At 61.9% G+C, this 23701-nt stretch carries 16 protein-coding genes, 1 tRNA gene and 3 rRNA genes (1 of these 20 running past the window's edge); 7 read left to right on the top strand and 13 right to left on the bottom strand.

The features are described 5' to 3' along the window. The first annotated feature begins 91 nt into the window (after positions 1–91). From I6L36_RS13555 to I6L36_RS13545, 3 genes are all read left to right on the top strand, one after another. Positions 92–1669 carry an ABC transporter ATP-binding protein gene (locus I6L36_RS13555; protein WP_053288964.1) on the top strand — a complete coding sequence of 526 codons (1578 nt, stop codon included), beginning with the start codon at positions 92–94 and terminating at the stop codon, positions 1667–1669. 79 nt (positions 1670–1748) lie between these two features. Then, positions 1749–2867 carry an ABC transporter permease gene (locus I6L36_RS13550; RefSeq protein WP_010672473.1) on the top strand — a complete coding sequence of 373 codons (1119 nt, stop codon included), beginning with the start codon at positions 1749–1751 and terminating at the stop codon, positions 2865–2867. Between the two features lie 2 nt (positions 2868–2869). After that, entirely contained in the window at positions 2870–3835 is a 966-nt protein-coding gene (locus I6L36_RS13545; protein WP_010672471.1) for an ABC transporter permease, read from the top strand. A 63-nt stretch (positions 3836–3898) separates the two neighbouring features. On the opposite strand, the gene I6L36_RS13540 is transcribed toward I6L36_RS13545, so the two are convergent. Beyond that, entirely contained in the window at positions 3899–4804 is a 906-nt protein-coding gene (locus I6L36_RS13540; RefSeq protein ID WP_039039541.1) for a LysR substrate-binding domain-containing protein, read from the bottom strand. 118 nt (positions 4805–4922) lie between these two features. Here I6L36_RS13540 and I6L36_RS13535 point away from each other — a divergent pair, with 118 nt between their 5' ends. The 3 genes from I6L36_RS13535 to I6L36_RS13525 all read left to right on the top strand — a co-directional run bounded on the left by I6L36_RS13535 (position 4923) and on the right by I6L36_RS13525 (position 7519). After that, the gene (locus I6L36_RS13535; RefSeq protein ID WP_053288845.1) at positions 4923–6050 is read left to right on the top strand and encodes an S-(hydroxymethyl)glutathione dehydrogenase/class III alcohol dehydrogenase; all 1128 of its coding nucleotides are present in this window, start codon (positions 4923–4925) and stop codon (positions 6048–6050) included. Positions 6051–6098: 48 nt separating this feature from the next. Beyond that, on the top strand, positions 6099–6947 hold the full coding sequence (gene fghA, locus I6L36_RS13530; RefSeq protein ID WP_053288846.1) for an S-formylglutathione hydrolase: 849 nt from the start codon (positions 6099–6101) through the stop codon (positions 6945–6947). Positions 6948–7012: 65 nt separating this feature from the next. Beyond that, on the top strand, positions 7013–7519 hold the full coding sequence (locus tag I6L36_RS13525) for a DinB family protein (protein ID WP_010672467.1): 507 nt from the start codon (positions 7013–7015) through the stop codon (positions 7517–7519). Between the two features lie 72 nt (positions 7520–7591). On the opposite strand, the gene I6L36_RS13520 is transcribed toward I6L36_RS13525, so the two are convergent. Next, positions 7592–8314 (bottom strand): DUF2807 domain-containing protein, encoded by a 723-nt coding sequence (locus I6L36_RS13520; protein ID WP_053288848.1) that lies wholly within the window; start codon positions 8312–8314, stop codon positions 7592–7594. A 298-nt stretch (positions 8315–8612) separates the two neighbouring features. Here I6L36_RS13520 and ovoA point away from each other — a divergent pair, with 298 nt between their 5' ends. Then, the gene (ovoA, locus tag I6L36_RS13515; RefSeq protein ID WP_053288849.1) at positions 8613–10760 is read left to right on the top strand and encodes a 5-histidylcysteine sulfoxide synthase; all 2148 of its coding nucleotides are present in this window, start codon (positions 8613–8615) and stop codon (positions 10758–10760) included. Between the two features lie 57 nt (positions 10761–10817). Here ovoA and I6L36_RS13510 read toward each other — a convergent pair whose 3' ends face one another. The 11 genes from I6L36_RS13510 to I6L36_RS13460 form a co-directional block, all read right to left on the bottom strand. Beyond that, positions 10818–11789, bottom strand: a complete 972-nt coding sequence (locus I6L36_RS13510) for a bile acid:sodium symporter family protein (protein ID WP_053288850.1) — start codon at positions 11787–11789, stop codon at positions 10818–10820. A 272-nt stretch (positions 11790–12061) separates the two neighbouring features. Next, positions 12062–13507 carry an amino acid permease gene (locus I6L36_RS13505; RefSeq protein ID WP_053288851.1) on the bottom strand — a complete coding sequence of 482 codons (1446 nt, stop codon included), beginning with the start codon at positions 13505–13507 and terminating at the stop codon, positions 12062–12064. A 166-nt stretch (positions 13508–13673) separates the two neighbouring features. Continuing rightward, the gene (locus tag I6L36_RS13500; RefSeq protein ID WP_053288852.1) at positions 13674–14012 is read right to left on the bottom strand and encodes a tRNA-binding protein; all 339 of its coding nucleotides are present in this window, start codon (positions 14010–14012) and stop codon (positions 13674–13676) included. Between the two features lie 63 nt (positions 14013–14075). Further along, positions 14076–15521 (bottom strand): amino acid permease, encoded by a 1446-nt coding sequence (locus I6L36_RS13495; protein ID WP_053288853.1) that lies wholly within the window; start codon positions 15519–15521, stop codon positions 14076–14078. Positions 15522–15622: 101 nt separating this feature from the next. Then, entirely contained in the window at positions 15623–16078 is a 456-nt protein-coding gene (locus tag I6L36_RS13490; RefSeq protein ID WP_053288854.1) for a beta-galactosidase subunit beta, read from the bottom strand. Continuing rightward, entirely contained in the window at positions 16075–19149 is a 3075-nt protein-coding gene (ebgA, locus tag I6L36_RS13485; protein ID WP_053288855.1) for a beta-galactosidase subunit alpha, read from the bottom strand. Before ebgA ends, I6L36_RS13490 begins: the two co-directional genes overlap by 4 nt. 321 nt (positions 19150–19470) lie before the next feature. Next, the gene (ebgR, locus tag I6L36_RS13480) at positions 19471–20436 is read right to left on the bottom strand and encodes a transcriptional regulator EbgR (RefSeq protein ID WP_041214116.1); all 966 of its coding nucleotides are present in this window, start codon (positions 20434–20436) and stop codon (positions 19471–19473) included. A 164-nt stretch (positions 20437–20600) separates the two neighbouring features. Continuing rightward, a 5S ribosomal RNA gene (rrf, locus tag I6L36_RS13475) occupies positions 20601–20715 on the bottom strand. Between the two features lie 23 nt (positions 20716–20738). Next, positions 20739–20814, bottom strand: a tRNA-Thr gene (locus I6L36_RS13470). A 47-nt stretch (positions 20815–20861) separates the two neighbouring features. Then, a 5S ribosomal RNA gene (gene rrf / locus I6L36_RS13465) occupies positions 20862–20976 on the bottom strand. An 84-nt stretch (positions 20977–21060) separates the two neighbouring features. Beyond that, positions 21061–23701 (bottom strand): 23S ribosomal RNA (locus tag I6L36_RS13460) (it continues 249 nt past the right edge of the window).

Below are 23701 nucleotides of genomic sequence, written 5' to 3'. Positions count from 1 at the left end.
ACCGAGTCACTGCTACGACTCTCAACCAGTGATGACCGGCCCGCACGGGCCGGTTTTTAGTCTCTACTTCATGACCCGCAAGGACTGCATCATGGACCAGACAGATCGCTATGCCATCGAATTAAGGGGTATCGATAAGCGGTTCGGCGACGTGTACGCCAACAAGCAGATCGACCTTCAGGTTCGTAAAGGCAGCATTCACGGCATCGTCGGCGAAAATGGCGCCGGCAAGTCGACCCTGATGAGCATCATTTACGGTTTCTACCACGCCGACAAAGGCGAGATGCTGATCGACGGGAATCCGTTCAAACCCCATGGCTCCCAAGATGCGATTGCCGCCGGGGTGGGCATGGTGCACCAGCACTTCATGCTGGTGAACAACTTTACCGTATTGGAAAACGTCATCCTGGGGGCCGAGAACGGCTGGCGCCTGGGCAAGAGCCTGGCGGCCGCCGAGAAGCTGCTGGGCGAGCTGGCACGGGACTATGGTCTCGAGGTGCCGCTGCACGAGAAGGTCGAGGATCTGCCGGTGGGCCTGCAACAGCGGGTCGAGATCCTCAAGGCGCTCTATCGCGGTGCCCGCATCCTGATCCTCGACGAGCCCACCGGGGTGCTGACCCCGCAAGAGGCGGATCACCTGTTCGAGGTGCTGAAAAAGCTGCGGGATCAGGGGGCGACCGTCATCCTCATCACCCACAAGCTGCGGGAGATCCTGGCCATCACGGATCAGGTCTCCATCATGCGCCGGGGGGAGATGGTGGCCCATGTCGCCACCAAAGACACCGACAAGGAGCAGCTCGCCGAGCTGATGGTGGGCCGCAAGGTGCGCCTCAAGGTCGACAAGGGCACCGCCCAGCCGGGCGAGGCCAAGCTCAAGGTCGAGGGCCTCTCTTACGTCGATGACGCCGGGGTCGAACGGGTCAAATCCGTCAGCTTCGAGGTGCGGGCGGGGGAAGTGGTCGGCATCGCCGGGGTCTCCGGCAACGGCCAGTCCGAGCTGCTCAGCATGCTCGGCGGCATCCTCAAGCCCAGCAAGGGCGGCTTCACCATCGCCGGGACGCAGCGCCACGAGGTGAGCCAGAGCCACCCGGCCGACCCGGAGCAGGTGCGCAACTTCGGCCTCGGCCATATCCCGGAAGACAGGCACAAGATGGGGCTCATCAACCGCTTCGAGGCGAAAGAGGCCTTCATCCTCGGCTATCACCGCCGTGCCCAGTACAACAAGGGCTGGCTGCAGGACAAGGAGGCGATCCGCCAGGATTGCCAGGCCAAGATGGAGAAGTGGGACGTGCGCCCGCCGAGCCCGGAGCACAAGACCGCCAACTTCTCCGGCGGCAACCAGCAGAAGCTGGTGATCGCCCGGGAAGTGGAGCAGGACCCGGATGTGCTGCTGGTCGGCCAGCCGACCCGGGGCGTCGACATCGGCGCCATCGAGTACATCCACCAGCAGATCATCGCCATGCGCGACAAGGGCAAGGCGGTGCTGCTGGTGTCGGTGGAGCTGGACGAGATCATGAGCCTCTCCGACCGCATTCTGGTCATCGCCGATGGCCGCATCGTCGGCGAGCTGGACGGCGCCAGGGCGGATGAACGCACCATCGGCCTGATGATGGCGAACATAGTTCCTGACGACGTGGCGGCAAGCCAATCACAAGGAGCCACATCATGAAGGTCACAACCACTTGTAACGGATTCGGCCTGATGATGGTCAACACACCAGTCCCCGACGATATCAAGGAGGCCCATTCATGAGCCAAGCACGTGTTCCTGCCTGGATATCCGTGGGCGTGCTGCCCGCAGTCAATATCCTGCTGGCCTTCCTGGTGTCGGCCATCCTGTTCTATTACCTCGACATCAGCCCCATCGAGGCAGCCGAAATCATGTGGTACGGCGCCTTCGGCACCGGCGAGGGGATAGGCTTCACCCTCTATTACGCCACCGGTTTCATCTTCACCGGTCTGGCGGTGGCGGTGGCCTTCCACGCCGGCCTGTTCAACATCGGCGGTGAAGGGCAGGCCTATATCGGCGGCCTCGGGGTCGGTCTGGTCTGTCTGCTGCTCGGGGACGTGCTGCCGTTCGCCCTGCTGCTGCCGCTCGCCATCATCGCCGGCGGCCTGTTCGGCGCGGCCTGGGCCTTCATCCCGGCCTGGCTGCAAGCCAAGCGGGGCAGCCACATCGTCATCACCACCATCATGTTCAACTTCATCGCCGCCTCCCTGATGGCCTACCTCTTGGTCGACGTCTTCAAGCCGCCAGGATCCATGGCCACCGAGAGCAAGGTGTTCGCCGTGGCGAGCTGGCTGCCGAAGATGAGCGAGCTGGCGGCCGGTTTCGGCATCGCCATGCCCAACAGCCCGCTCAACATCAGCTTCTTCTGGGCGCTGATCTGTGCGGCCCTGGTGTGGGTCTTCATCTGGCATACCCGCTGGGGCTACGAGATCCGCTCCGTGGGCGCAAGCCAGAGTGCCTCCGCCTATGCGGGTATCTCCTACCCCAAGGTGGTGATCCTGGCCATGGTGATCTCCGGCATGCTGGCGGGCTTCTTCGCCCTCAACGTGCTGCAGGGTGAGCTGCACCAGATCAAGCTCAACTTCGTGGAAGGCTTCGGCTTCACCGGCATCGCGGTGGCCCTGATGGGCCGCAACCACCCGGTCGGCGTCATCATCGCCAGCCTGCTGTTCGGCTTCCTCTACCAGGGCGGCGCCGAGCTCAGTTTCGAGTTCGGGGTGGACCGCAACATCGTCGTGGTGCTGCAGGGTCTGGTGATCCTGTTCTGCGGCGCCCTGGAGCACATGCTGCGCCCGCGTATCGAGCAGGCCTATCTGGCCTTTGCCAACCGCCCGGCCGCCCAAGTGAAAGGAGCCTGATCATGTTCGAAATGCTGATCCTGATGCTGGATGCCACCATCCGCACCGCACCGCCACTGATCCTGGCGGCCATGGCCGGGATGTTTTGTGAACGCTCCGGGGTGGTCAACATCGCCCTGGAGGGCAAGCTGCTGGCCTCCGCCTTCGCCAGTGCGGCGGCGGCCGCCGTCACCGGTTCCGCCTGGATTGGGCTGGGGGTCGGGGTGGGGATCTCCATCCTGTTCGCCCTGCTGCACGGCTTCGCCACCATCACCCACCGGGGTGATCAGGTGGTGAGCGGCATGGCCATCAACATCCTGGCGGCCGGTCTCACCGTGACCCTGGGGCGCTACTGGTTCGATCAGGGGGGCCAGACCCCGGCGCTCTCCGGCGCGGCGCGCTTCGCCCCCATCGACCTGCCCTATGCCAAGGAGCTCTATGACGTGCCCGTCATCGGCCAGCTCTACAGCGAGCTCTTGAGCGGTCACTCCCTGCTGGAGTACGTGGCCTTCGCCGCCGTGCCCCTGGCCTGGTGGGTGCTGTTCCGCACCCGCTTCGGCCTGCGGCTGCGGGCGGTGGGCGAGGCACCGGCGGCGGTCGACACCGCCGGTATCTCCGTGGTGCGGATGCGCTACACCGCCCTCATCATCGGTGGCCTGCTGGCGGGGATCGGGGGCACCTATCTGGCGGTGGCCCAGACCGCCCAGTTCATCCCCAACATGAGCGCGGGCAAGGGCTTCATGGCGCTGGCGGCCCTGGTGTTCGGCAAGTGGCGCCCCTGGAACGCCATGGCGGCCTGTCTGCTGTTCGGCTTCCTCGACGCGGTCGCTATCCGGCTGCAAGGGGTCAGCATCGGCGATTTCCCGATCCCGGTGCAGGCCATCGAGGCGCTGCCCTACATCCTGACGGTCTTCCTGCTGGCCGGTTTCATCGGCAAGGCGGTAGCCCCCAAGGCCCTCGGCACCCCCTACGTCAAGGAGCGGGAATAGCCCCGCCCTTCATGCCATGCAAAAGGCCCGCACATGCGGGCCTTTTCTTTTTCGGGCGACGGCTCAGCCGATGGGGCGCACCAGGGCGGGTTGGTGGGGATCACTGAGGCGCTCGGCCAGATAGTCCACCAGCAGCCGCACCTTGGGGGAGAGGTGGCGGTTGTGGGGATAGAGGGCCCAGATCCCCTCCTCGGGGGCCCGCAACTCCGGCAGCAGCTCGATGAGCTCCCCCCGGGCCAGGTGGTCGCTCACATAGTAGTCCGGCAGCTGGATGATGCCGATCCCCTTGATGGCCGCATCCAGCAGGGCGTGGCCGCTGTTGCACTGAAGCAGACCGCGTACCCGCACGCTGTGGGGTTTACCGTTCAGGGTGAAGTGCCACTCGTCCCCGTTGCCCACCAGGCAGGTGTGACGGGCCAGCTCCGAGAGACTGTTGGGCATGCCGTGGCGGGCGGTGTAGGCGGGGGAGGCGCACACATAGGGTACCCGCTGCGCCAGCTTGCGGGCCACCAGGGTCGAATCCTTGAGGTGGCCGAGGCGGATCGCCAGATCGAACCCCTCGTGCACCAGATCCAGCAACTGGTTGGTGAGGTTGAGGGTCACCTCCAGCTGGGGGAAGCGCACCATGAAGTCGTTCACCAGGGGGGCGATGCGGCTCTCGCCGTAGGAGACCGGGGCCGTGATGCGCAAGGAGCCCTGGGGCACCGCCTGATGGCGTCCCACCGCCAGCTCCGCCTCGTAGAGGTTGTCCAGCAACTGGCGGCAGTGGCGAAAATAGATCTCCCCGAGTTCGGTGAGACGCACCTGACGGGTGGTGCGCAGCAGCAGCTTGGCCTGCAGCCTGTCTTCGAGCTGCGCCACCTGGCGGCTCACCTGGGCCACCGACACCCCGAGCTTGCGCGCGGCCGGAGTAAAGCCCCCCTGCTCCGCCACGCTGACAAATTCACAGACCCCTTCCCAGCCGAACATTATTACCTGTGTGTAAAAGTGATTTGATACTTAGCGTTATTATCACCAAATCGGCGGGAAACTACACTGGATCTCCGAACTCATTTCCGTTCATCCAACCACTACGAGGACGTCATTCATGGCACAGGTTCAGAGCATCAAGTGTAAAGCCGCCATCGCCTGGGGACCGGGTCAGCCCCTCTCCATCGAAGAGGTCGAGGTCATGCCGCCCCAGGCCGGCGAGGTGCGGGTGCGCATCGTCGCGACCGGCGTCTGCCACACCGATGCCTTCACCCTCTCCGGTGAAGATCCGGAAGGGGTCTTCCCCTGCATTCTGGGCCATGAAGGGGGCGGTATCGTCGAGTCCGTCGGCGAGGGCGTCACCAGCGTCAAGGTCGGCGATCACGTGATCCCGCTCTACACCCCCGAGTGCGGCGAGTGCAAGTTCTGCAAATCCGGCAAGACCAACCTGTGCCAGAAGATCCGCGCCACCCAGGGCAAGGGGCTGATGCCGGACGGCACCACCCGCTTCTCCAAGGACGGCCAGCCCATCTACCACTACATGGGCACCTCCACCTTCAGCGAATACACGGTACTGCCCGAAATCTCCATCGCCAAGGTGGATCCGGCCGCCCCGCTGGAAGAGGTCTGCCTGCTGGGCTGCGGCGTCACCACCGGCATCGGCGCCGTGATGAACACCGCCAAGGTGAAAGAGGGTGAGAGCGTCGCCATCTTCGGGCTGGGGGGCATCGGCCTCTCCGCCATCATAGGCGCGCGCCTGGCCAAGGCCGGCCGCATCATCGCCATCGACATCAACGAGAGCAAGTTCGAGCTGGCCCGCAAGCTGGGTGCCACCGACTGCATCAACCCGAACGACTATGACAAGCCCATCCAGGAGGTGATCGTCGAGATGACCGACGGCGGCGTCGACTTCTCCTTCGAGTGCATCGGCAACGTCAAGGTGATGCGCGCGGCGCTGGAGTGCTGCCACAAGGGCTGGGGCGAGTCGGTCATCATCGGCGTGGCCGGTGCGGGCCAGGAGATCAGCACCCGTCCGTTCCAGCTGGTCACCGGCCGGGTGTGGCGCGGCAGCGCCTTCGGGGGCGTGCGCGGTCGCAGCGAGCTGCCGAGCTACGTACAGCGCTACATGCAGGGTGAGTTCAAGCTGGACGACTTCATCACCCACACCATGCCCCTCGAGCAGATCAACGAGGCGTTCGATCTGATGCACGAAGGCAAGAGCATCCGCACCGTCATCCACTACTGATCCCATGAGCGCCCCGCCCATCGCATGGGCGGGGCAAGGAGTCCTTACATGAATCTGGACATCATCAGCAGCAACAAGAGCTTCAGCGGCTGGCACAAGCAGTATCGCCACCGCTCCAATGTGCTGGGGTGCGAGATGCGCTTCGCCATCTACCTGCCGCCCCAGGCCCTCACCGGCCAGAAAGTGCCGGTGCTCTACTGGCTCTCCGGTCTCACCTGCACCGACGAGAACTTCATGCAAAAAGCCGGGGCCCAGCGCATCGCCGCCGAGCTCGGCATCGCTCTGGTAGCGCCGGACACCAGCCCCCGCGGTGAAGGGGTGGCGGACGATCCCGGCTATGACCTTGGCATGGGGGCGGGTTTCTACGTCAACGCCACCCAAAGCCCTTGGCGGGATCACTACCAGATGTACGATTACGTCACCCGGGAGCTGCCCGAGCTCATCGAGACCCACTTCCCGGTCTCGACGAAGCGCGCCATCAGCGGCCACTCCATGGGAGGCCACGGCGCCCTCATCGCCGCCCTGCGCGAGCCGGGTCGCTACCGCTCGGTGTCGGCCTTCAGCCCCATCAGCCACCCGAGCCGCTGCCCCTGGGGCCAGAAAGCCCTCGGCGCCTACCTCGGCAACAACCCCCTGCTGTGGCAGGAGTGGGATACCTGCCAGCTGCTGCGCCACCACGACAGCCCACCCCTGCCGACCCTGGTGGACGTGGGGCTGGACGACCCCTTCCTGGCGGAGCAGCTCGGCATCGACACCCTGGCCGAAGTGGCCGCCACCCGGGCGTGGCCCCTGACGCTCAACCGCCATGCCGGCTACGACCACAGCTATTACTTCGTGGCGAGCTTCATCGAGGCGCACCTGCGCTTTCACGCCAACCACCTGGGCGAACCGGCCTGAGGCTGACCCGCTCGTGGCCGCCCCCCGTCAGCGGGCGGCCATTCACCCGGAAACAGGAGACAAGGATGCCTCTCTTCACCACATTGCTGGCCATGCCGGACCAGTTCGAGCGGCTGCTGGCACAGGTCCCCACCGACCGTCTGGACTGGGAACCCGCCAACTGGGCCGGGATCCCCTCCGAGCGTTTCAGTGCCAGGGGGCACCTCTGCCACCTGCTGGACATCGAGGTGCTGGGCTATCAGGTGCGGTTTCGTCGCACCCTGGCGGAGAGCCTGCCGGAGCTCGCCTCCCTCGATGGCTATCAGCTCGCGCTGGACCATGATTACCCCCGGCAGGATACCGCCACGCAGCTCGACCGGTTTCGCACCGCCCGCCTGCAGACCGTCGAATGGCTGAAGACGGTACCGTCCGACGCCTGGCAGCGCCGCGCCCGCTATGGCGGCTATGGGGAGGTGACTCTGGACGGTCTGGTGCGCCTGCTCGTCAGCCATGACCACCAGCACCTCGCCGGCATGCAGTGGCTGCTGATGCGCCTGAACGCCGATCTGGGCCTCGCACTCCCCCTCGAGTGAAGCGTCACCCAACAGCGTCGCATCCTGCAAAAAAGGCCCCGAGGGGCCTTTTTCATTGTTGCGGTGATGGGATCAGCTCCCCAACCGGCTCACCTGACCCGAGCCCGCGATCTCGCTGGTCAGCGCTGGGCTGCCCCAGTAGTTGACCGCACCGGCTCCGGCGATCTCTATCTTGAGCCGCGACCGGGCACGCACCTCGACCTCGCCACTGCCGGCGATGCTCACCTCGACCTCCTCGCTGGCGATCCCGGCCCCCTTGACGCCACCGGCGCCGGCGATGTTCAGCGCCATCACCCGGGCGGAGCCCTGCCCCAGATCCAGGTTGCCCAGCCCGGCGATGTTGCCCTCCAGCCGATCCAGCGTCAGCCCGCTGGCGACGATGTCCCCCGTGCCCGCCAGGGAGAGCACCAGATCATCCCCCTTGAAGTCGCGCAAGGCGCCGTTGCCAACTCCCGCCAGTGCCAACTCGTGCAGCGTCGGCAGGGTGATGGTGATCTCCAGCGGCTGGGTGGGGTCGAGCCGGTAGCCATCCTTGACCTCGATCTCCAGCTTCTCCCCCTGCTCGGTGAGCACCAGATAGGGCAGCAGATTGGCCTCCCCCTTGACCCTGAGGGTGTGGCTCTCTCCCGCCACCAGGTACAGGTTGGCGGGCACGCCCGCCAGCACCCGAGTCACCTCATGCCCCAGGGGATGCTGCTGCTCCACCACGGCCCCCTCCCCGCGCACCTTGACGTCATCCTGCCAGCTGCATCCGGTCAGTCCCAGGGCCAGCACCACGCCCAGCATCCATTTCATCCCGCTACTCCTCGTTTCCTCTTTGCCGCACGGCGCGGCAGGTGAGTGGCAATGAGCAAACCCTGTGCCACATGGATAACATTATGATTTATCTATCCATTTCAATATTTCGAGGCTCGAATTGCCCACAACAAAGAGTCATTCAGACCACAATCTGGTCAATCTGACCACACCCGAAGGAGGGCGTTGACCCATTTTTTTGGTTGCCGCCCCGGTTCGTTGAGCCAATAGTGATACCTGGTGCGTATAGAGCACTCCATCGCTGCTTCACCCGCCAGAATCAACAAGGAGTCAGAGCGTGACCCAAGCCAGCCACCCATTCGTCCATCCGGGCCTGCCTGCCCCCACCCGCACCCCGCTGCTGACCGGCGACGATCCCGACCACAAGCGCCGCGAGCTCCTCGCCTACTTCTGCCAGACCTTCGATCTCTACGACTCGCTGTTCGACTGCCTGGCCGACGAGCGGGCCTGGTTCAACAAGGCGATCCCCCTGCGCCACCCGCTCATCTTCTACTACGGCCATACCGCCGCCTTCTTCGTCAACAAGCTGCTGGCGGCCCGTCTCATCGAGAGTCGGCTCGACCCCCGCATCGAGGCCCTGGTCGCCATCGGGGTGGACGAGATGAGCTGGGACGATCTGGACGAAACCCACTACGACTGGCCCACTGTGGCCGAGCTGCGTGACTACCGCGGCCGGGTGCGCGCCCTGGTGTGTGATTTCATCGAGCGGATGCCGATCGAGCTGCCCATCCATTGGCAGAGCCCGGCCTGGGTCATCCTGATGGGCATAGAGCACGAGCGCATCCACCTCGAGACCTCCAGCGTGCTGATCCGCCAGCTGCCCCTGGCCTGGGTGCGCAGCCAGCCCCAGTGGCCGGTCTGCCCCGAGGCGCGCCACGATCTCGCCGCCGTCCCCGTCAACACCCTGCTGCCGGTGGCCGGCGGCCAGGTGCGCCTCGGCAAGCAGGACGCCACCTACGGCTGGGACAACGAATACGGCGAGCGCCACATCGAGCTGGCCCCCTTCCAGGCCAGCCGCATGCTGGTGAGCAACGCCGAATACCTGGCCTTCGTGCAGGCGGGCGGCTACGAGACCCGTGACTGGTGGGATGACGAAGGCTGGGGCTGGCGCCAGTATGCCAAGGCCCGCATGCCCACCTTCTGGGTCGGCGACCCCCTCGAACCCGAACAATTGCATCTGCGGCTGATGACCGAGCAGGTCCCCATGCCCTGGGACTGGCCGGTGGAGGTGAACCAGCTGGAGGCCGCCGCCTTCTGCCGCTGGAAGGCGGATCAGACCGGCCTGCCCGTCCAGCTACCGAGCGAGGGGGAGTGGATGCTGCTACGGGAACAACTGGCCGGCGATCAGCCGGACTGGATGGAGGCCCCCGGCAACATCAACCTGGCCCGCTTCGCCTCCTCCTGCCCGGTGGATGCCTGCCCCCAGGGCAGCTTCTTCGATCTGGTGGGCAACGTCTGGCAGTGGACCAGCACCGCCATCGACGGCTTCGAGGGGTTCAAGGTGCACCCCCTCTACGACGACTTCTCCACCCCCACCTTCGACGGCAAGCACACCCTCATCAAGGGCGGGAGCTGGATCAGCACCGGCAACGAGGCGCTCAAATCCTCCCGCTACGCCTTCCGTCGCCACTTCTTCCAGCACGCGGGCTTCCGCTACCTGGTCTCACGCCATCAGGAGCCCGTCATCGTGAACCCTTATGAAACCGACACCCTGGTCGCCCAGTATCTCGACTTCCAGTACGGTCCGAGCCACTTCGGGGTCGCCAACTACGCCGAGGCTCTGGCCGGTCTTGCCAGCGAGCTCTGCGGCCGCCATGAGCGGGCGCTCGACATCGGCTGCGCCACCGGCCGGGCCAGCTTCGAACTGGCTCGCCGCTTCGCCCACGTGGACGGGGTGGACTACTCGGCCCGCTTCATCGACGTGGCCCTGACCCTGGCAAGACAGGACAGCTTCCGCTATGCGGTGCCGGTGGAAGGGGATCTGGTGGAATATTGCGAGGCGCGCCTCTCCCGCCACGAGCTCGGTCGCGAGCAGAGCGAGCGGGTCCACTTCAGCCAGGGGGATGCCTGCAACCTCAAGCCCAAGTACGGCGACTACGACCTGGTGCTCGCCTCCAACCTGATCGACCGGCTGCGGGAGCCCGCCCGCTTCCTGCGGGACATTGCTCCGCGCCTTCGCAGCGGCGGCCTGCTGGTGCTCACCAGCCCCTACACCTGGCTGACCGACTACACCCCCAAGGCCAACTGGCTCGGCGGCATCCGGGAAAACGGCGAGGCCCTCGGCACCTATCAGGCGCTGCAACGGCTGCTGGCGGAGGAGTTCGAGGAGCACATGCCCCCGAGGGACGTCCCCTTCGTCATCCGCGAGACCGCCCGCAAGTACCAGCACACGGTGGCCCAGCTCACCGTCTGGCGCAAACGCTGACGACGCGGCAAACGAAAGAGGGAGGCCCATGGCCTCCCTCTTCTTTATCCGGACCGCTTACCCCTCCTGTACCTGGGGCACCGCCTCCTGCTCGCGGTAGCGGCGGGCCAGCACGGCGCACACCATCAGCTGGATCTGGTGGAAGATCATCAGGGGCAGCACCATGACCCCGACGCTGGCGGCGGGGAACATGACGTTGGCCATGGGCACCCCGTTGGCCAGGCTCTTTTTGGAGCCGCAGAAGACGATGGTGATCTCGTCCGCCCTGTTGAAACTGAGGCGACGGCTGATCCAGACGTTCCACCCCAGCACCAGCGCCAGCAGCACGCAGCTCAGCAGCACGATGCTGGCGAGATCGTACCAGCCGACCTGGTGCCAGATCCCCTGCACCACCGCCTCGCTGAAGGCCACATAGACCACCAGCAGGATGGAGCTCTGGTCCAGCTTGCCGATGAGCGGCCGGTGGCTGTCGACCCAGCCACCGATGAGGGGGCGTGACAGGTGCCCCACCACGAAGGGCAACATCAGCTGCACCATGATGGCCTGAATGGAGTGCCAGGTATCGACCCCCTCCCCCTGCACATTGATCATCAGCCCCACCAGCACCGGCGAGAGGAAGATGCCGAGGATGCTGGAGGCCGAGGCGCTGCACACCGCCGCCGACACATTGCCCCCCGCCATGGAGGTGAAGGCGATGGCCGACTGCACGGTGGCGGGCAGGGCGCACAGGTAAAGGAAACCGAGGTAGATGGCCGGGCTCAGCCACTGGGGCACCAGGGGCGTGAGCAGCAGCCCCAGCAGCGGGAAGAGCAGGAAGGTGCTCGCCATCACCACCAGGTGCAGCCGCCAGTGGCCGAGGCCCGCCAGCAGGTTCTGGCGCGACAGCTTGGCACCATGCATGAAGAACAGCAGCGCCACCGCCAGCTTGGTCAGCAGACCGAACCAGACGGCCACCTGCCCCTCGCAGGGGAAGAAGGAGGCCAGGGCCACCACGGCAATCAGCACAGAGGTAAAAGGATCCAGACGCACGGGGAGTCTCCAGAGAAAGCGCGTCCCGCACGGGAGGGGACGACAGGGCACGGGGAAGGCGTCATCAGACGGCGACCCCGGATACGAAGGGACAAGCTTACCCCGAACACCCTGTGGTGCAAAGTTGAGCGGCAGCTTCATTTGTTTCATTTTGTTAAACGATAACGCACATTCTCACAGCAAAACTAAACGATTTTGACCCTCCGGCCCCGGATCCGGCCAATAAAAAACGGTCGACCCTGGTCGCCCGTCTCCTGCTTGCCACATGCCGGTCAGCGCTGGCTGGCCAGGGTGCCGCTGCCCGATTTCTTCTCGTTGCCACCTGACTTGCGGGCTTGGCGCTTCTCGAAGCGGGAGATCCACCAGTAGGCCAGCGCCGAGAAGACCGCGGTCATGAAGACGTTGATGAAGAAGGCACGCACCAGATCCACCCCGGCCGGGAAGGCGGAGGCGCTCATGCTCACCACGAAGATGGCGATCAGCACCGACACCACCGCCATCCCGAAAGTGCGCGACCCCATGCGGAACTCGCGCGGGGTGTCGTCATGTTTCCAGCGGAACACGAAGTAGGCCACCATGATGAAGATCGGCGGCAGCATGGCGGTGCCGGCGGTGAGGTTGATGGCGGTGTTCATCATCTGCTGCACCGATTCCGAGCCGAAGCCGTTGATCACCAGCATCACGAACACGAAGACAAACTGCCACCAGGCGGCGCGCACCGGCACCCCGTGCTCGTTGAGCTGGGTGGTCTTCTCGCCGTAAACCCCCTGCGGGATCTCGGAGAAGTGGATCTTCACCGGCGCCGAGGTCCACATCATCATGGAGCCGAACATGGCGATAAACAGCACCACGCCGACGAAGCGGCCCACCAGCGCCTCGGAAAGCCCGAAGTACTGGGCCATGCCGGTGAAGATCTCCACCATGCCGCCGGCATAGGTGAGGCTCTCGCGCGGCACGAACACGTTCACCAGCAGGGAACCGACCGCATACATGGCACCGATGACGATGCCAGCGCTGATGATCACCTTGATGAAGGACTTCTGACCCCCCTTCACGTCATTGAGGTAGGCCGCCGCCGTCTCGGCACCGCCCGCCGCCTGGAAGATCCAGCACATGATACCGAGCGTCGCCCAGTTGACGGTGGGAGTCATCGCCTCCAGCGTGATGGGCTGGGCCGGCACATGATCGCCACTCAGGGCCATCAGGGCGCCCAGCACATAGATGGCGAACAGGGCAAATACCCCGTAGGCCACGATCTCGGCAATCTTTCCCAGCCAGCTCGCCCCCTTGGTAGAGATATGGGTCGCCGCCGCAAACAGCACGATGGAGATGATCGAGGTGACCATGGGCGAGAAGCTGTACTCATAGCCCAGCATGGCGTAGGAGGCGTAGGCGATGACGTTGGGCAGCAGGGAGACGAACCAGAACAGGTTCACGAACCAGTAGAGAAACGAGCCCAGATAGGCCATCCGGGTGCCGAGCGGTTTTTTCAGCCAGTCGTACATCCCCGACTCGGAGTTTTTATTGGCCGAGACGAACTCGGCGATGATGAAGACGAACGGAATGAAGTAGACGATGGTCGCCAGCAGGAAGATGGGGGCGGAGCTGAGCCCCAGCTCGATGTTGTTGTTGACGATGTTGCGCACGTTGAACACGGCGGCAAAGGTCATCGACAACAAGGCAAACTTGCCTATGGTGCCGCGTACGGATTCAGACATGGTGTCCTCCAGTGGACTCGCGTTCCCTGCGGGTAACGCTGTGACTCTGTGATGTGTTTGGCAAGGGTCTGTCGACCCTGCCCTTTACTCTCTTGTTATGAGCGGGCCGCGTGGACGGCCTCGTTGGTGAACCGGTGCCGTCTCCCGCACCGGCTCGCAATACCAGTCAGACGATCGGAGTGCCCGGCGCCATCGGCACCCGCGGCTGCAACAGCACGCTCTGGCTCTCGTCCAGGGTCTCGGCGCAGAGCAACATGCACTCGGATCGCTCGCCGCGCATTCGGGTGGGCTTGAGGTTGGTCAGCACCACCACCTCGCTGCCCATCAGCTCCTCTTCGCTGTAGTAAGGCACCAGACTGGTGACGGTCTGCAGCGGCCGCTCGCCCCCTACGTCGATCTGGACGATGTAGAGTTTGTCGGCCCCGGGGTGACGCACCACCTCCAGCACCTTGCCCACCTTCATCTCGACCCGTTTGAATTCGGCAAACTCGATCGTCTCGCTCATGCACTTTTCCTTTTCTGGTTCAACGGTTTGCGGGTGGCCAACGGCCACCCGGTTTGATGGGGGTCATGACGGCTGGATGACGACCTGCGCCGCTGGCTCGGCCTCTTTCGCGCGCGCCTCGGCGCTGAGGGAGGCCTCGTATCGGTTGTATTTCCACCAGGCGAAGCCGAGGAAAATCACGATCCCGCCGACGTTGTAGAAGACGATGGTCATGATGTCGGCGCCGGTCGGGAAGGTGGAGGCGAGGAAGCCCACCGAGAAGAGGACGATCAGCACCGAGACCACGGCGATGCCGGTGGAGCGCGAGCCCATCTTGAAATCCCGCGGCAGGTGGTCGAGCTTCAGCCGCAGATTGAGGTAGGCCAGCATGATGAACAGCGGCGGCAGCATGGAGGCGGCAGCTGTCATGTTGATGACGGTGTTCATCAGATCCTGCGCGGTGTTGGAGCCCAGGGTCGGGATCACCATCAGCGGCAGCACGATGAGGTACTGGATCCAGGCTGCACGGGCGGGCACGCCGTGCTCGTTCAGCTCAACCGTCTTCTTGCCGAAGATGCCGGCCGGGATCTCGGAGAAGAAGATCTTCACCGGGGTCGCGGTCCACATCAGCAGGGAGCCGAACATGGCGGTGAAGGAGACCAGACCGACGAAGCGGTTCATCAAGATCTCCGGCAGGCCGAAGTAGGCCGCCAGCCCCTCGAACACCTGCACCGAGCCGCCGGTATATTTCAGGGTATCGCTGTGGACGAACACGTTGATCAACAGGGATGCAATGGAGTAGAGCACGCCGATAAAGATCCCGGCGATGATGATCACCTTCACGAATGACTTGGAGCCCCCTTTCACGTCATTGACGTAGACCGCCACCGACTCGGCGCCACCGGCCGCCATAAAGATCCAGGTCGTAATACCCAGGAAGGCCCAGCTGAAATCGGGGATCATGGCCTCTACCGTGATGGGATCTGCCGGCTGCACGCCGCCCACCAGTGCCGCACCTGCCAGCAGGATGTAGGAGAGGGTCAGCAGCAGCATCAGGGACGAGGTCACCGAGGTGATGGGGCCCAGCATCTTGGCACCGTTGGTGGAGACATAGGTGGCAAAGGCGAACAGCACCATGCTCAATGCCGTGGTCGCCACCGGGGTGAGAATGTACTCGTAACCGAGGAAGGCATAGGAGGCGTAGGCGATAACCCGCGGCAGCAGCGAGGTGAAGAAGAAGAGGTTCACGAACCAGTAGGTGTAAGCGGAGATAAAGGCCCAGCGACCGCCGAGGGAACTCTTCACCCAGGCATACACCCCCGCTTCGGAGTTTTTGTTCAGTGACACGAACTCCGCAATGATCAGGCAAAACGGAATGAAGTAAAAAATGGTGGCCAGAAAGAACATAGGTGCCGAGGCCAGACCGATTTCGATGTTGTTGTTGATGACGTTGTTGAAGCTGAATACCGCCGCGAAGGTGAGCGACAGCAGACCAAACTTGCCTATCGTATTGCGTTTGGAATCAGACATGGTGCATCTCCAGACCTGTAGTTATCTCGCGAAAGGGCGGGGCATGATGTGTAGGGTGAGCCCCGCCCTTCCGGCTTTGTCAGTGCAGAACCGGCGGCTTGTTATTTGTTTTTGAAGTAGCCGCCTTCGACGGTGACCTTGATGATCAGCTTGCGCACCGGTGCATCACCAACAAACCGGTAGGCCTCATCGTTCTCGAAGATCACCACCTGACCGTTGCCCACCTGCTGGCGCTCACGCACCTCGCCAGCCAGCCACTCGCGGTCTGTGGTGTCGTCATAGCCCTGCTCGACCCGCAGATCCGACTTGGCAGCAAACTCCACCGTCTCTGCCCCTTCCAGGTAGTAGTGAACGTCGAAGTAGCGGCGCTGCCCCTCGAACAGGGAGGTGGCCGGGCTGGCCCCCTCCTGCAAGCGGTAGGTGAGGGAGTCACCGATGGAGTGGCAGATTCCGGGCTTGAGGTTCGGCAGGTTGTTGATGGCCTCCACGCAGCGGCCCCACTTCTTGCCCTCTCGGTAGATGTTTTTGAACAGGGTCAGGTTGTCCAGGGTGATCATGCGAGGTTCCTCCCGCCGTTGATGGTGAGATCGAGCCCGGCCAGCGCAGCCGGATTGAGGTTGCCGCGAGCGATGGGCAGCAGGGTCAGGCCGAAGCTGAACGGCTCGAAGCGCACCCGCCAGGAGTCCAGCACCTCGGAGCCCCAGGAGTTGGAGCCGAGCCCCAGTACCTTGTGATCCAGATTGAGGGTGAGATAACCACTCGGCTCCAGCTCGTTGATGTGTTGCGCCGCGTGGATATGCTCCCAGCTGTAGGGCCAGACGCTCAGGTTGATGGGGGCATCGGGCCGCACGTAGAGACCGGCGCCGTGGCGGTTGGTCAGGGTCGCCCAGCGCACCTGCTGGCGGTTGCCGTTGTCCTGCGGGAAGGGGTAGTGCTCCCACATCTCGCTGACTGTGCTCTGGAAGCTGTCGATCCAGTTGCTCTGGCGACTGTCCTGATAGTTCTCGCCCGGCCCCATGCCGTAGTAGTGCACCCGGTCGAGATCCTGACGAATGCCCAGCTCGAAGCCGATCTTGGGAATGATGTCGTCATAGCCGCCATAGGGCTGACCGGACAGTGCCACATGCAGCTGACCATTCGGGCTCAGGGTGTAGACGTAGCGGCAACGCATGCCGAAGTCGAACACCGGCGGCGCGATCAGACTCTCGACCGTCACCTCGACCGCCTCGCCCAGCTGACGCCAGCTTAAGGTGCGGAAGTGCTCCTGCATGATCTGCAGGTGGTTGGGGTGCCACAGGCTCTCGTACTCCTGCTTGTGGTTGTCGATCATCGGCTTGAAGAAGGTGAGGCGCGGCGAACGCTCGATGAGCTCGATACCATCCTGCTGCCAGCTCACCAGCTTGCCGTCGAGGCGCGAGAAGCGCAGGGCAAAGCCGCTACCGCTCAAGGTCAGCGCGAGGCGCTCATCAGCGATATCCAACGGAGTAGCGTTGGGATTGGCAAAGGGCTGCAGCTGGCGAGTCGACTCTTTCAGCCGGAACTGGTACTGGCCCAGCTCGTGCTCCGCCGCGCTGTAACGGGTGGCAGTGGCCTTGATGACCCGCAGCTGGACGAAGGTTTCCCGCCCATCAAGGGATGGCAGCTCGAGTTGTAGCGCAGTGGTGGCACCGGGAGCAATCCCTTCCAACCGGATTTGCTGGCTGGCCAGCAGCTCGCCCTCAGCCTTCACTTCGACCAGCAGACGGATGTCGTCGAGAGTGGAGAACCAGTAGCGGTTTTCCACTTCCAGCTTGCCGCTGGCCAGATCCAGGGCGCGAATCTTGACCGGACAGATCACCTGCTTGTATTCGCGCAGGCCCGGCCCCGGGGTCTGATCCGGATAGATGAGGCCATCCATGCAGAAGTTGTAGTTGTTGGGGTAGTCGCCGTAGTCGCCGCCGTACTTGTAGACCGGGCGGCCATGCTCGTCCTGATCCAGAATGCCGTGATCGCACCACTCCCAGATGTAGTGACCCTGAATGTGGGGATGGCGGTCAAACACCTGCTGGTATTCGCTCAGGCCACCCGGGCCGTTGCCCATGGCGTGGGCGTATTCGCAGAGGATGCGTGGCTTCGCCATCGGGAACTCGCCGAAGCAGTTCATCTGGGAGACGCGGGAATACATGGTGCTGACCACATCCACCACCTCGGCATCGCGATCCTCTTCGTAGTGCACCAGCCGGGTCGGGTCGATCGCCTTGCAGCGCTGGTACATGGCTCTGATGTTGCAACCGTAGCCGGACTCGTTGCCGAGCGACCAGATGATGATGGAGGGGTGGTTCTTCTGGGCGTGCACGTGGCGCTCGATGCGATCCACGAACACCGGCTCCCAGAAGGAGTCGTCGGTGATGCGGCTGAGATCGCCGACGTTGGCAAAGCCGTGGGTCTCCACGTCGGTCTCCGCCATCACGAACAGACCGTACTGGTCGCACAGCTCGTAGAAACGCGGGTCGTTCGGGTAGTGGGCGGTACGCACCGAGTTGAGGTTGTGCTGCTTCATCAACACGATATCGCGCTCAACACGGTCCATGCCGACCGCACGGCTCTTGAGGTGGTCGTTGTCGTGACGGTTCACCCCGTGCAGCTTGAGGTAGTGGCCGTTGACGTAGAAGAGACCATCTTTGACCTTGATTTCACGCACCCCGACCCGCTGCGGGATCACTTCCAGCAGCTCGCCCTGACCGTTGTAGAGGGAGAGTTGCAGCTGGTAGAGGTAAGGATCTTCGGCGCTCCACAGATGGGGGTTGGCCAGATCCAGCGTGAAGCGGCAATCACACTTGCCGTCGATGGCGAGATGGTCGAGCGAGCCGCTGGCGATCTCGCTGCCCTGATCCAGCAGGGACCAGACCAGACGGAGATCACGGGCTGCTGCCCCCAGGTTCTCCAGCTGGATATCGCAGCTCAGGGTCGCGCTCCGGTTGTCGTCGGCCAGCGCGGTGCGGATGAAGAAGTCCTGCACATGGGCGGCCGGTTTGCCCACCAGATAGACGTCGCGGAAGATCCCCGCCATCCACCACATGTCCTGATCTTCGATATAGGTGGAGTCCGCCCACTGCATCACCCGTACCGACAGCAGGTTCTCGCCAATGTTGGCGTAGGCACTGATATCGAACTCGGCGGTGAGACGGCTCCCCTTGCTGAAGCCGACATAGTGGCCGTTCACATAGACCTCGAAGTAGGTCTCCACCCCGTCAAACTTGATGATCACCTGCTCGCCATCCCAGGCCGGGCTCAGCGTGAAGCTGCGCTGATAGGCGCTGGTGGGGTTGTTGGTCGGCACGAAGGGCACGTCTATGGGGAAGGGAAAACCTTCGTCGGTGTACTGGAGCTGACCATGTCCTTCCATCTGCCACATGTTGGGCACGGTGATCTGGCCCCACTCGCTCATGGGGCTGTGATAGAAGGCCTCCGGCACCTGCAGGGGGTGGTCGAAGTAGTGGAACTGCCATTGGCCGCTCAGCCCCAGAAAACGGCGGCTCAGCTCGCGCTGCATGGTGGCCGCCAGCACGTGGTCGGCATAAGAGAAGAAGTAGGCGCGCGGAGCCAGCCTGTTTTCACCAACGAATTGGACGTTTTCCCAGTTATTCACATGTCCTCCCGGAACAAGGCAACGTTAACTGGGTAAACTCTAGATAAACATTTACTAAATATCAGTTTTTAATAGGTAAAGTTTTAACCTGATCACAGTGAGCGGATGGTTTTGTGAGCGAGATCAGAAGCGGAAGATAAAAGGGAATAGGGCGGATGGGTGTGGCACGGATGTTGATGATAGCTGGCTGAATGGCAGTAAAATCAACTATAAAACATTGTGATGTGACGTCATTGGATGATATTGCAAAGCAGTTTGCTTGGGAGAGGAGTCGCACCACCATAAGATGGTGCAACTAAAATGCAGGTTGTTTTACTAAAATCAGCGCGTGGTGCCACGCAGGGTCAACTTGCTCGGTACCAGCACCCGCAGCGGGATATCCCGCTCGTCACGCAGCCGTTCAACCAGCAGGTTGACCCCCTGGGAGCCCATCAACTCGGAGTGGATCCGCACCGTGGAGAGCGGCGGGAAGGTGAACTTGGCGGTCGGGATATCGTTGACGCTGATAAGCTCGATCTGCTGGGGAATCGCCAGTCCCTTCTCGTGGATGGCACGCAGCACGCCGATGGCGATGGAGTCGGAGGCGACAAATAGTGCCCTGGGCCAGTCGCCGGCCAGCATCTCCTTCGCCAGCTTGTAGCCGGAAGCGCTGGAGAAGTCTCCGCGATAGAGGTCGCTCTCCTGCACCACGCCAAGCCGCTGGCCATAATCGCGAAAGGCGAGTTCCCGCAGATCCGGGCCATCATCCTGGCCACCGATATAGCCGATGCGCTGATGGCCCTCGGCGATGAAGAAGTCCACTACCTGCTGGCTGATGAGTGCCAAATCAACGTCAATCGAGTCAAAATCCCCCTGAGAGCGGCAATCCACGAACACCAGCTGTGCAGACAGGCCGCGTAGCACGGCCAGCCGTTCTTCCGGCAGATGGCCGATGACCAGGATGCCATCGACGGCAGAGAGCTCACGCCCCTCGGCACCGTTGTAGCAGTGGGCCAGCTCGATGTTGAGGCGGGTGCACTGGGTCTCGATGCCGTAGCGGATGGCGAGGTAATAGGGATCGTTGACCTCGGTGCTCTGGGGATAGGCGTAGACAGCCAGGAGCTGCAGCTTGCTCTTGTGCACCCCTTTGCGGGCGCTGCTGGTCTTGTACTCCAGCCGCTCGGCAATCTCGAAGATCTTCTGCCTGGTCTCGTCCTTGACGCTCAGGCTGGGATCCTCGTTCAGCACACGGGATACGGTAGCAAGCGATACCCCCGCCTCCTGTGCAATTTCCTTCAACGTAGCCATCAATACCTCGCAGGCAGCATCACGTGTTCATCGGGCAACGGCTAAAGAGTAACGAGCAATCCCTTGATAGCCCAGCATTTTTACTGAAATAGAAGCAGGGAATTGCGGCGGGAGGACAGAAATGCAAAAAGGCCTCCCGCATGGGAGGCCTCTTCTGAATAGGTGCCTGACAGTGTCCTACTCTCGCATGGCGAATGCCACACTACCATCGGCGCTACCGCGTTTCACTTCTGAGTTCGGCATGGGATCAGGTGGTTCCACGGCGCTATTGCCGTCAGGCAAAAGCTTGTACTGCTTGAAAATGGTGCTGATACCCAGAATCGAACTGGGGACCTCATCCTTACCAAGGATGCGCTCTACCGACTGAGCCATATCAGCACACTAACCGGTAAAGACCACGCTCAATGCGTAATCTAAAATTGGGTGCCTGGCAGTGTCCTACTCTCGCATGGCGAATGCCACACTACCATCGGCGCTACAGCGTTTCACTTCTGAGTTCGGCATGGGGTCAGGTGGTTCCACTGCGCTATTGCCGCCAGGCAAAAATCTTCAATCTGAAAAAGCTGATTTAGTTATTCGTTCTCGGTATCTGCTACAAGTCTCAGAACACTTCTTGGGTGTTGTATGGTTAAGCCTCACGGGTAATTAGTATGGGTTAGCTCAACGTATCGCTACGCTTACACACCCCACCTATCAACGTTGTGGTCTCCAACGGCCCTTTAGGACCCTCAAGGGGTCAGGGATGACTCATCTCAGGGCTCGCTTCCCGCTTAGATGCTTTCAGCGGTTATCGATTCCGAACTTAGCTACCGGGCAGTGCCACTGGCGTGACAACCCGAACACCAGAGGTTCGTTCACTCCGGTCCTCTCGTACTAGGAGCAACTCCCTTCAATCATCCAACGCCCACGGCAGATAGGGACCGAACTGTCTCACGACGTTCTGAACCCAGCTCGCGTACCACTTTAAATGGCGAACAGCCATACCCTTGGGACCGACTTCAGCCCCAGGATGTGATGAGCCGACATCGAGGTGCCAAACACCGCCGTCGATATGAACTCTTGGGCGGTATCAGCCTGTTATCCCCGGAGTACCTTTTATCCGTTGAGCGATGGCCCTTCCATTCAGAACCACCGGATCACTATGACCTACTTTCGTACCTGCTCGACCTGTCCGTCTCGCAGTTAAGCTGGCTTATGCCATTGCACTAACCTCCTGATGTCCGACCAGGATTAGCCAACCTTCGTGCTCCTCCGTTACTCTTTGGGAGGAGACCGCCCCAGTCAAACTACCCACCAGGCACTGTCCGCGAGCCCGATTCAGGGCCCTGCGTTAGAACATCAAACATACAAGGGTGGTATTTCAAGGACGGCTCCAGCGCAACTGGCGTCACGCCTTCAAAGCCTCCCACCTATCCTACACATGTAGGTTCAATGTTCAGTGCCAAGCTGTAGTAAAGGTTCACGGGGTCTTTCCGTCTAGCCGCGGGTACACCGCATCTTCACGGCGAATTCGATTTCACTGAGTCTCGGGTGGAGACAGCATGGCCATGGTTACACCATTCGTGCAGGTCGGAACTTACCCGACAAGGAATTTCGCTACCTTAGGACCGTTATAGTTACGGCCGCCGTTTACCGGGGCTTCGATCAAGAGCTTCGCTTGCGCTAACCCCATCAATTAACCTTCCGGCACCGGGCAGGTGTCACACCCTATACGTCCACTTTCGTGTTTGCAGAGTGCTGTGTTTTTGATAAACAGTCCCAGCCATCTGGTCACTGCGACTCCCGACAGCTCCATCCGCAAGGGACTTCACCATCAAGAGCGAACCTTCTCCCGAAGTTACGGTTCTATTTTGCCTAGTTCCTTCACCCGAGTTCTCTCAAGCGCCTTGGTATTCTCTACCCGACCACCTGTGTCGGTTTGGGGTACGATGACTTGTAATCTGAAGCTTAGAGGCTTTTCCTGGAAGCAGGGCATCAATGGCTTCCGCACCGTAGTGCGTTCGTCTCGTGTCTCAGTGTTGTGTCTCCGGATTTGCCTGGAAACACCACCTACGCACTTTCACCAGGACAACCGTCGCCTGGCCCACCTAGCCTTCTCCGTCCCCCCATCGCAATTACAAGTCGTGCAGGAATATTAACCTGCTTCCCATCGACTACGCCTTTCGGCCTCGCCTTAGGGGTCGACTCACCCTGCCCCGATTAACGTTGGACAGGAACCCTTGGTCTTCCGGCGAGGAGGCTTTTCACCCCCTTTATCGTTACTTACGTCAGCATTCGCACTTCTGATATCTCCAGCATACCTCTCGATACACCTTCGCAGACTTACAGAACGCTCCCCTACCACTCACACATAAGTGTGAATCCGCGGCTTCGGTGCCTGGTTTGAGCCCCGTTACATCTTCCGCGCAGGCCGACTCGACTAGTGAGCTATTACGCTTTCTTTAAATGATGGCTGCTTCTAAGCCAACATCCTAGCTGTCTGAGCCTTCCCACATCGTTTCCCACTTAACCAGAACTTTGGGACCTTAGCCGGCGGTCTGGGTTGTTTCCCTCTTCACGACGGACGTTAGCACCCGCCGTGTGTCTCCCGGATATTACTTACTGGTATTCGGAGTTTGCATGGGGTTGGTAAGTCGGGATGACCCCCTAGCCCAAACAGTGCTCTACCCCCAGTAGTATTCGTCCGAGGCGCTACCTAAATAGCTTTCGGGGAGAACCAGCTATCTCCGAGTTTGATTGGCCTTTCACCCCCAGCCACAGGTCATCCCCTAACTTTGCAACGTTAGTGGGTTCGGTCCTCCAGTTGATGTTACTCAACCTTCAACCTGCCCATGGCTAGATCACCCGGTTTCGGGTCTACACCTTGCAACTAGACGCCCAGTTAAGACTCGGTTTCCCTACGGCTCCCCTATACGGTTAACCTCGCTACAAAATGTAAGTCGCTGACCCATTATACAAAAGGTACGCAGTCACCCCGAAGGGCTCCCACTGCTTGTACGTACACGGTTTCAGGTTCTATTTCACTCCCCTCACAGGGGTTCTTTTCGCCTTTCCCTCACGGTACTGGTTCACTATCGGTCAGTCAGGAGTATTTAGCCTTGGAGGATGGTCCCCCCATATTCAGACAGGATGTCACGTGTCCCGCCCTACTCGATTTCACATCAAGGTTGTTTTCGTGTACGGGGCTATCACCCTGTATCGCCGGCCTTTCCAGGACCGTTCCACTAACTTCCAAGATGCTTAAGGGCTAATCCCCGTTCGCTCG

Source organism: Aeromonas sp. FDAARGOS 1406, assembly GCF_019048565.1.
Taxonomy (GTDB): Bacteria; Pseudomonadota; Gammaproteobacteria; order Enterobacterales; family Aeromonadaceae; genus Aeromonas; species Aeromonas caviae.
The sequence above is the reverse complement of the archived record's forward strand: the minus strand, read 5'-3'. Positions and strand labels throughout refer to the sequence as shown.

Coding starts and splice junctions, on each gene's coding strand:
- I6L36_RS13555 (WP_053288964.1), top strand. CDS start 92: ATGGACCAGACAGATCGCTATGCCATCGAATTAAGGGGTATCGATAAG.
- I6L36_RS13550 (WP_010672473.1), top strand. CDS start 1,749: ATGAGCCAAGCACGTGTTCCTGCCTGGATATCCGTGGGCGTGCTGCCC.
- I6L36_RS13545 (WP_010672471.1), top strand. CDS start 2,870: ATGTTCGAAATGCTGATCCTGATGCTGGATGCCACCATCCGCACCGCA.
- I6L36_RS13540 (WP_039039541.1), bottom strand. CDS start 4,804: ATGTTCGGCTGGGAAGGGGTCTGTGAATTTGTCAGCGTGGCGGAGCAG.
- I6L36_RS13535 (WP_053288845.1), top strand. CDS start 4,923: ATGGCACAGGTTCAGAGCATCAAGTGTAAAGCCGCCATCGCCTGGGGA.
- fghA (WP_053288846.1), top strand. CDS start 6,099: ATGAATCTGGACATCATCAGCAGCAACAAGAGCTTCAGCGGCTGGCAC.
- I6L36_RS13525 (WP_010672467.1), top strand. CDS start 7,013: ATGCCTCTCTTCACCACATTGCTGGCCATGCCGGACCAGTTCGAGCGG.
- I6L36_RS13520 (WP_053288848.1), bottom strand. CDS start 8,314: ATGAAATGGATGCTGGGCGTGGTGCTGGCCCTGGGACTGACCGGATGC.
- I6L36_RS13505 (WP_053288851.1), bottom strand. CDS start 13,507: ATGTCTGAATCCGTACGCGGCACCATAGGCAAGTTTGCCTTGTTGTCG.
- I6L36_RS13500 (WP_053288852.1), bottom strand. CDS start 14,012: ATGAGCGAGACGATCGAGTTTGCCGAATTCAAACGGGTCGAGATGAAG.
- I6L36_RS13495 (WP_053288853.1), bottom strand. CDS start 15,521: ATGTCTGATTCCAAACGCAATACGATAGGCAAGTTTGGTCTGCTGTCG.
- I6L36_RS13490 (WP_053288854.1), bottom strand. CDS start 16,078: ATGATCACCCTGGACAACCTGACCCTGTTCAAAAACATCTACCGAGAG.
- ebgR (WP_041214116.1), bottom strand. CDS start 20,436: ATGGCTACGTTGAAGGAAATTGCACAGGAGGCGGGGGTATCGCTTGCT.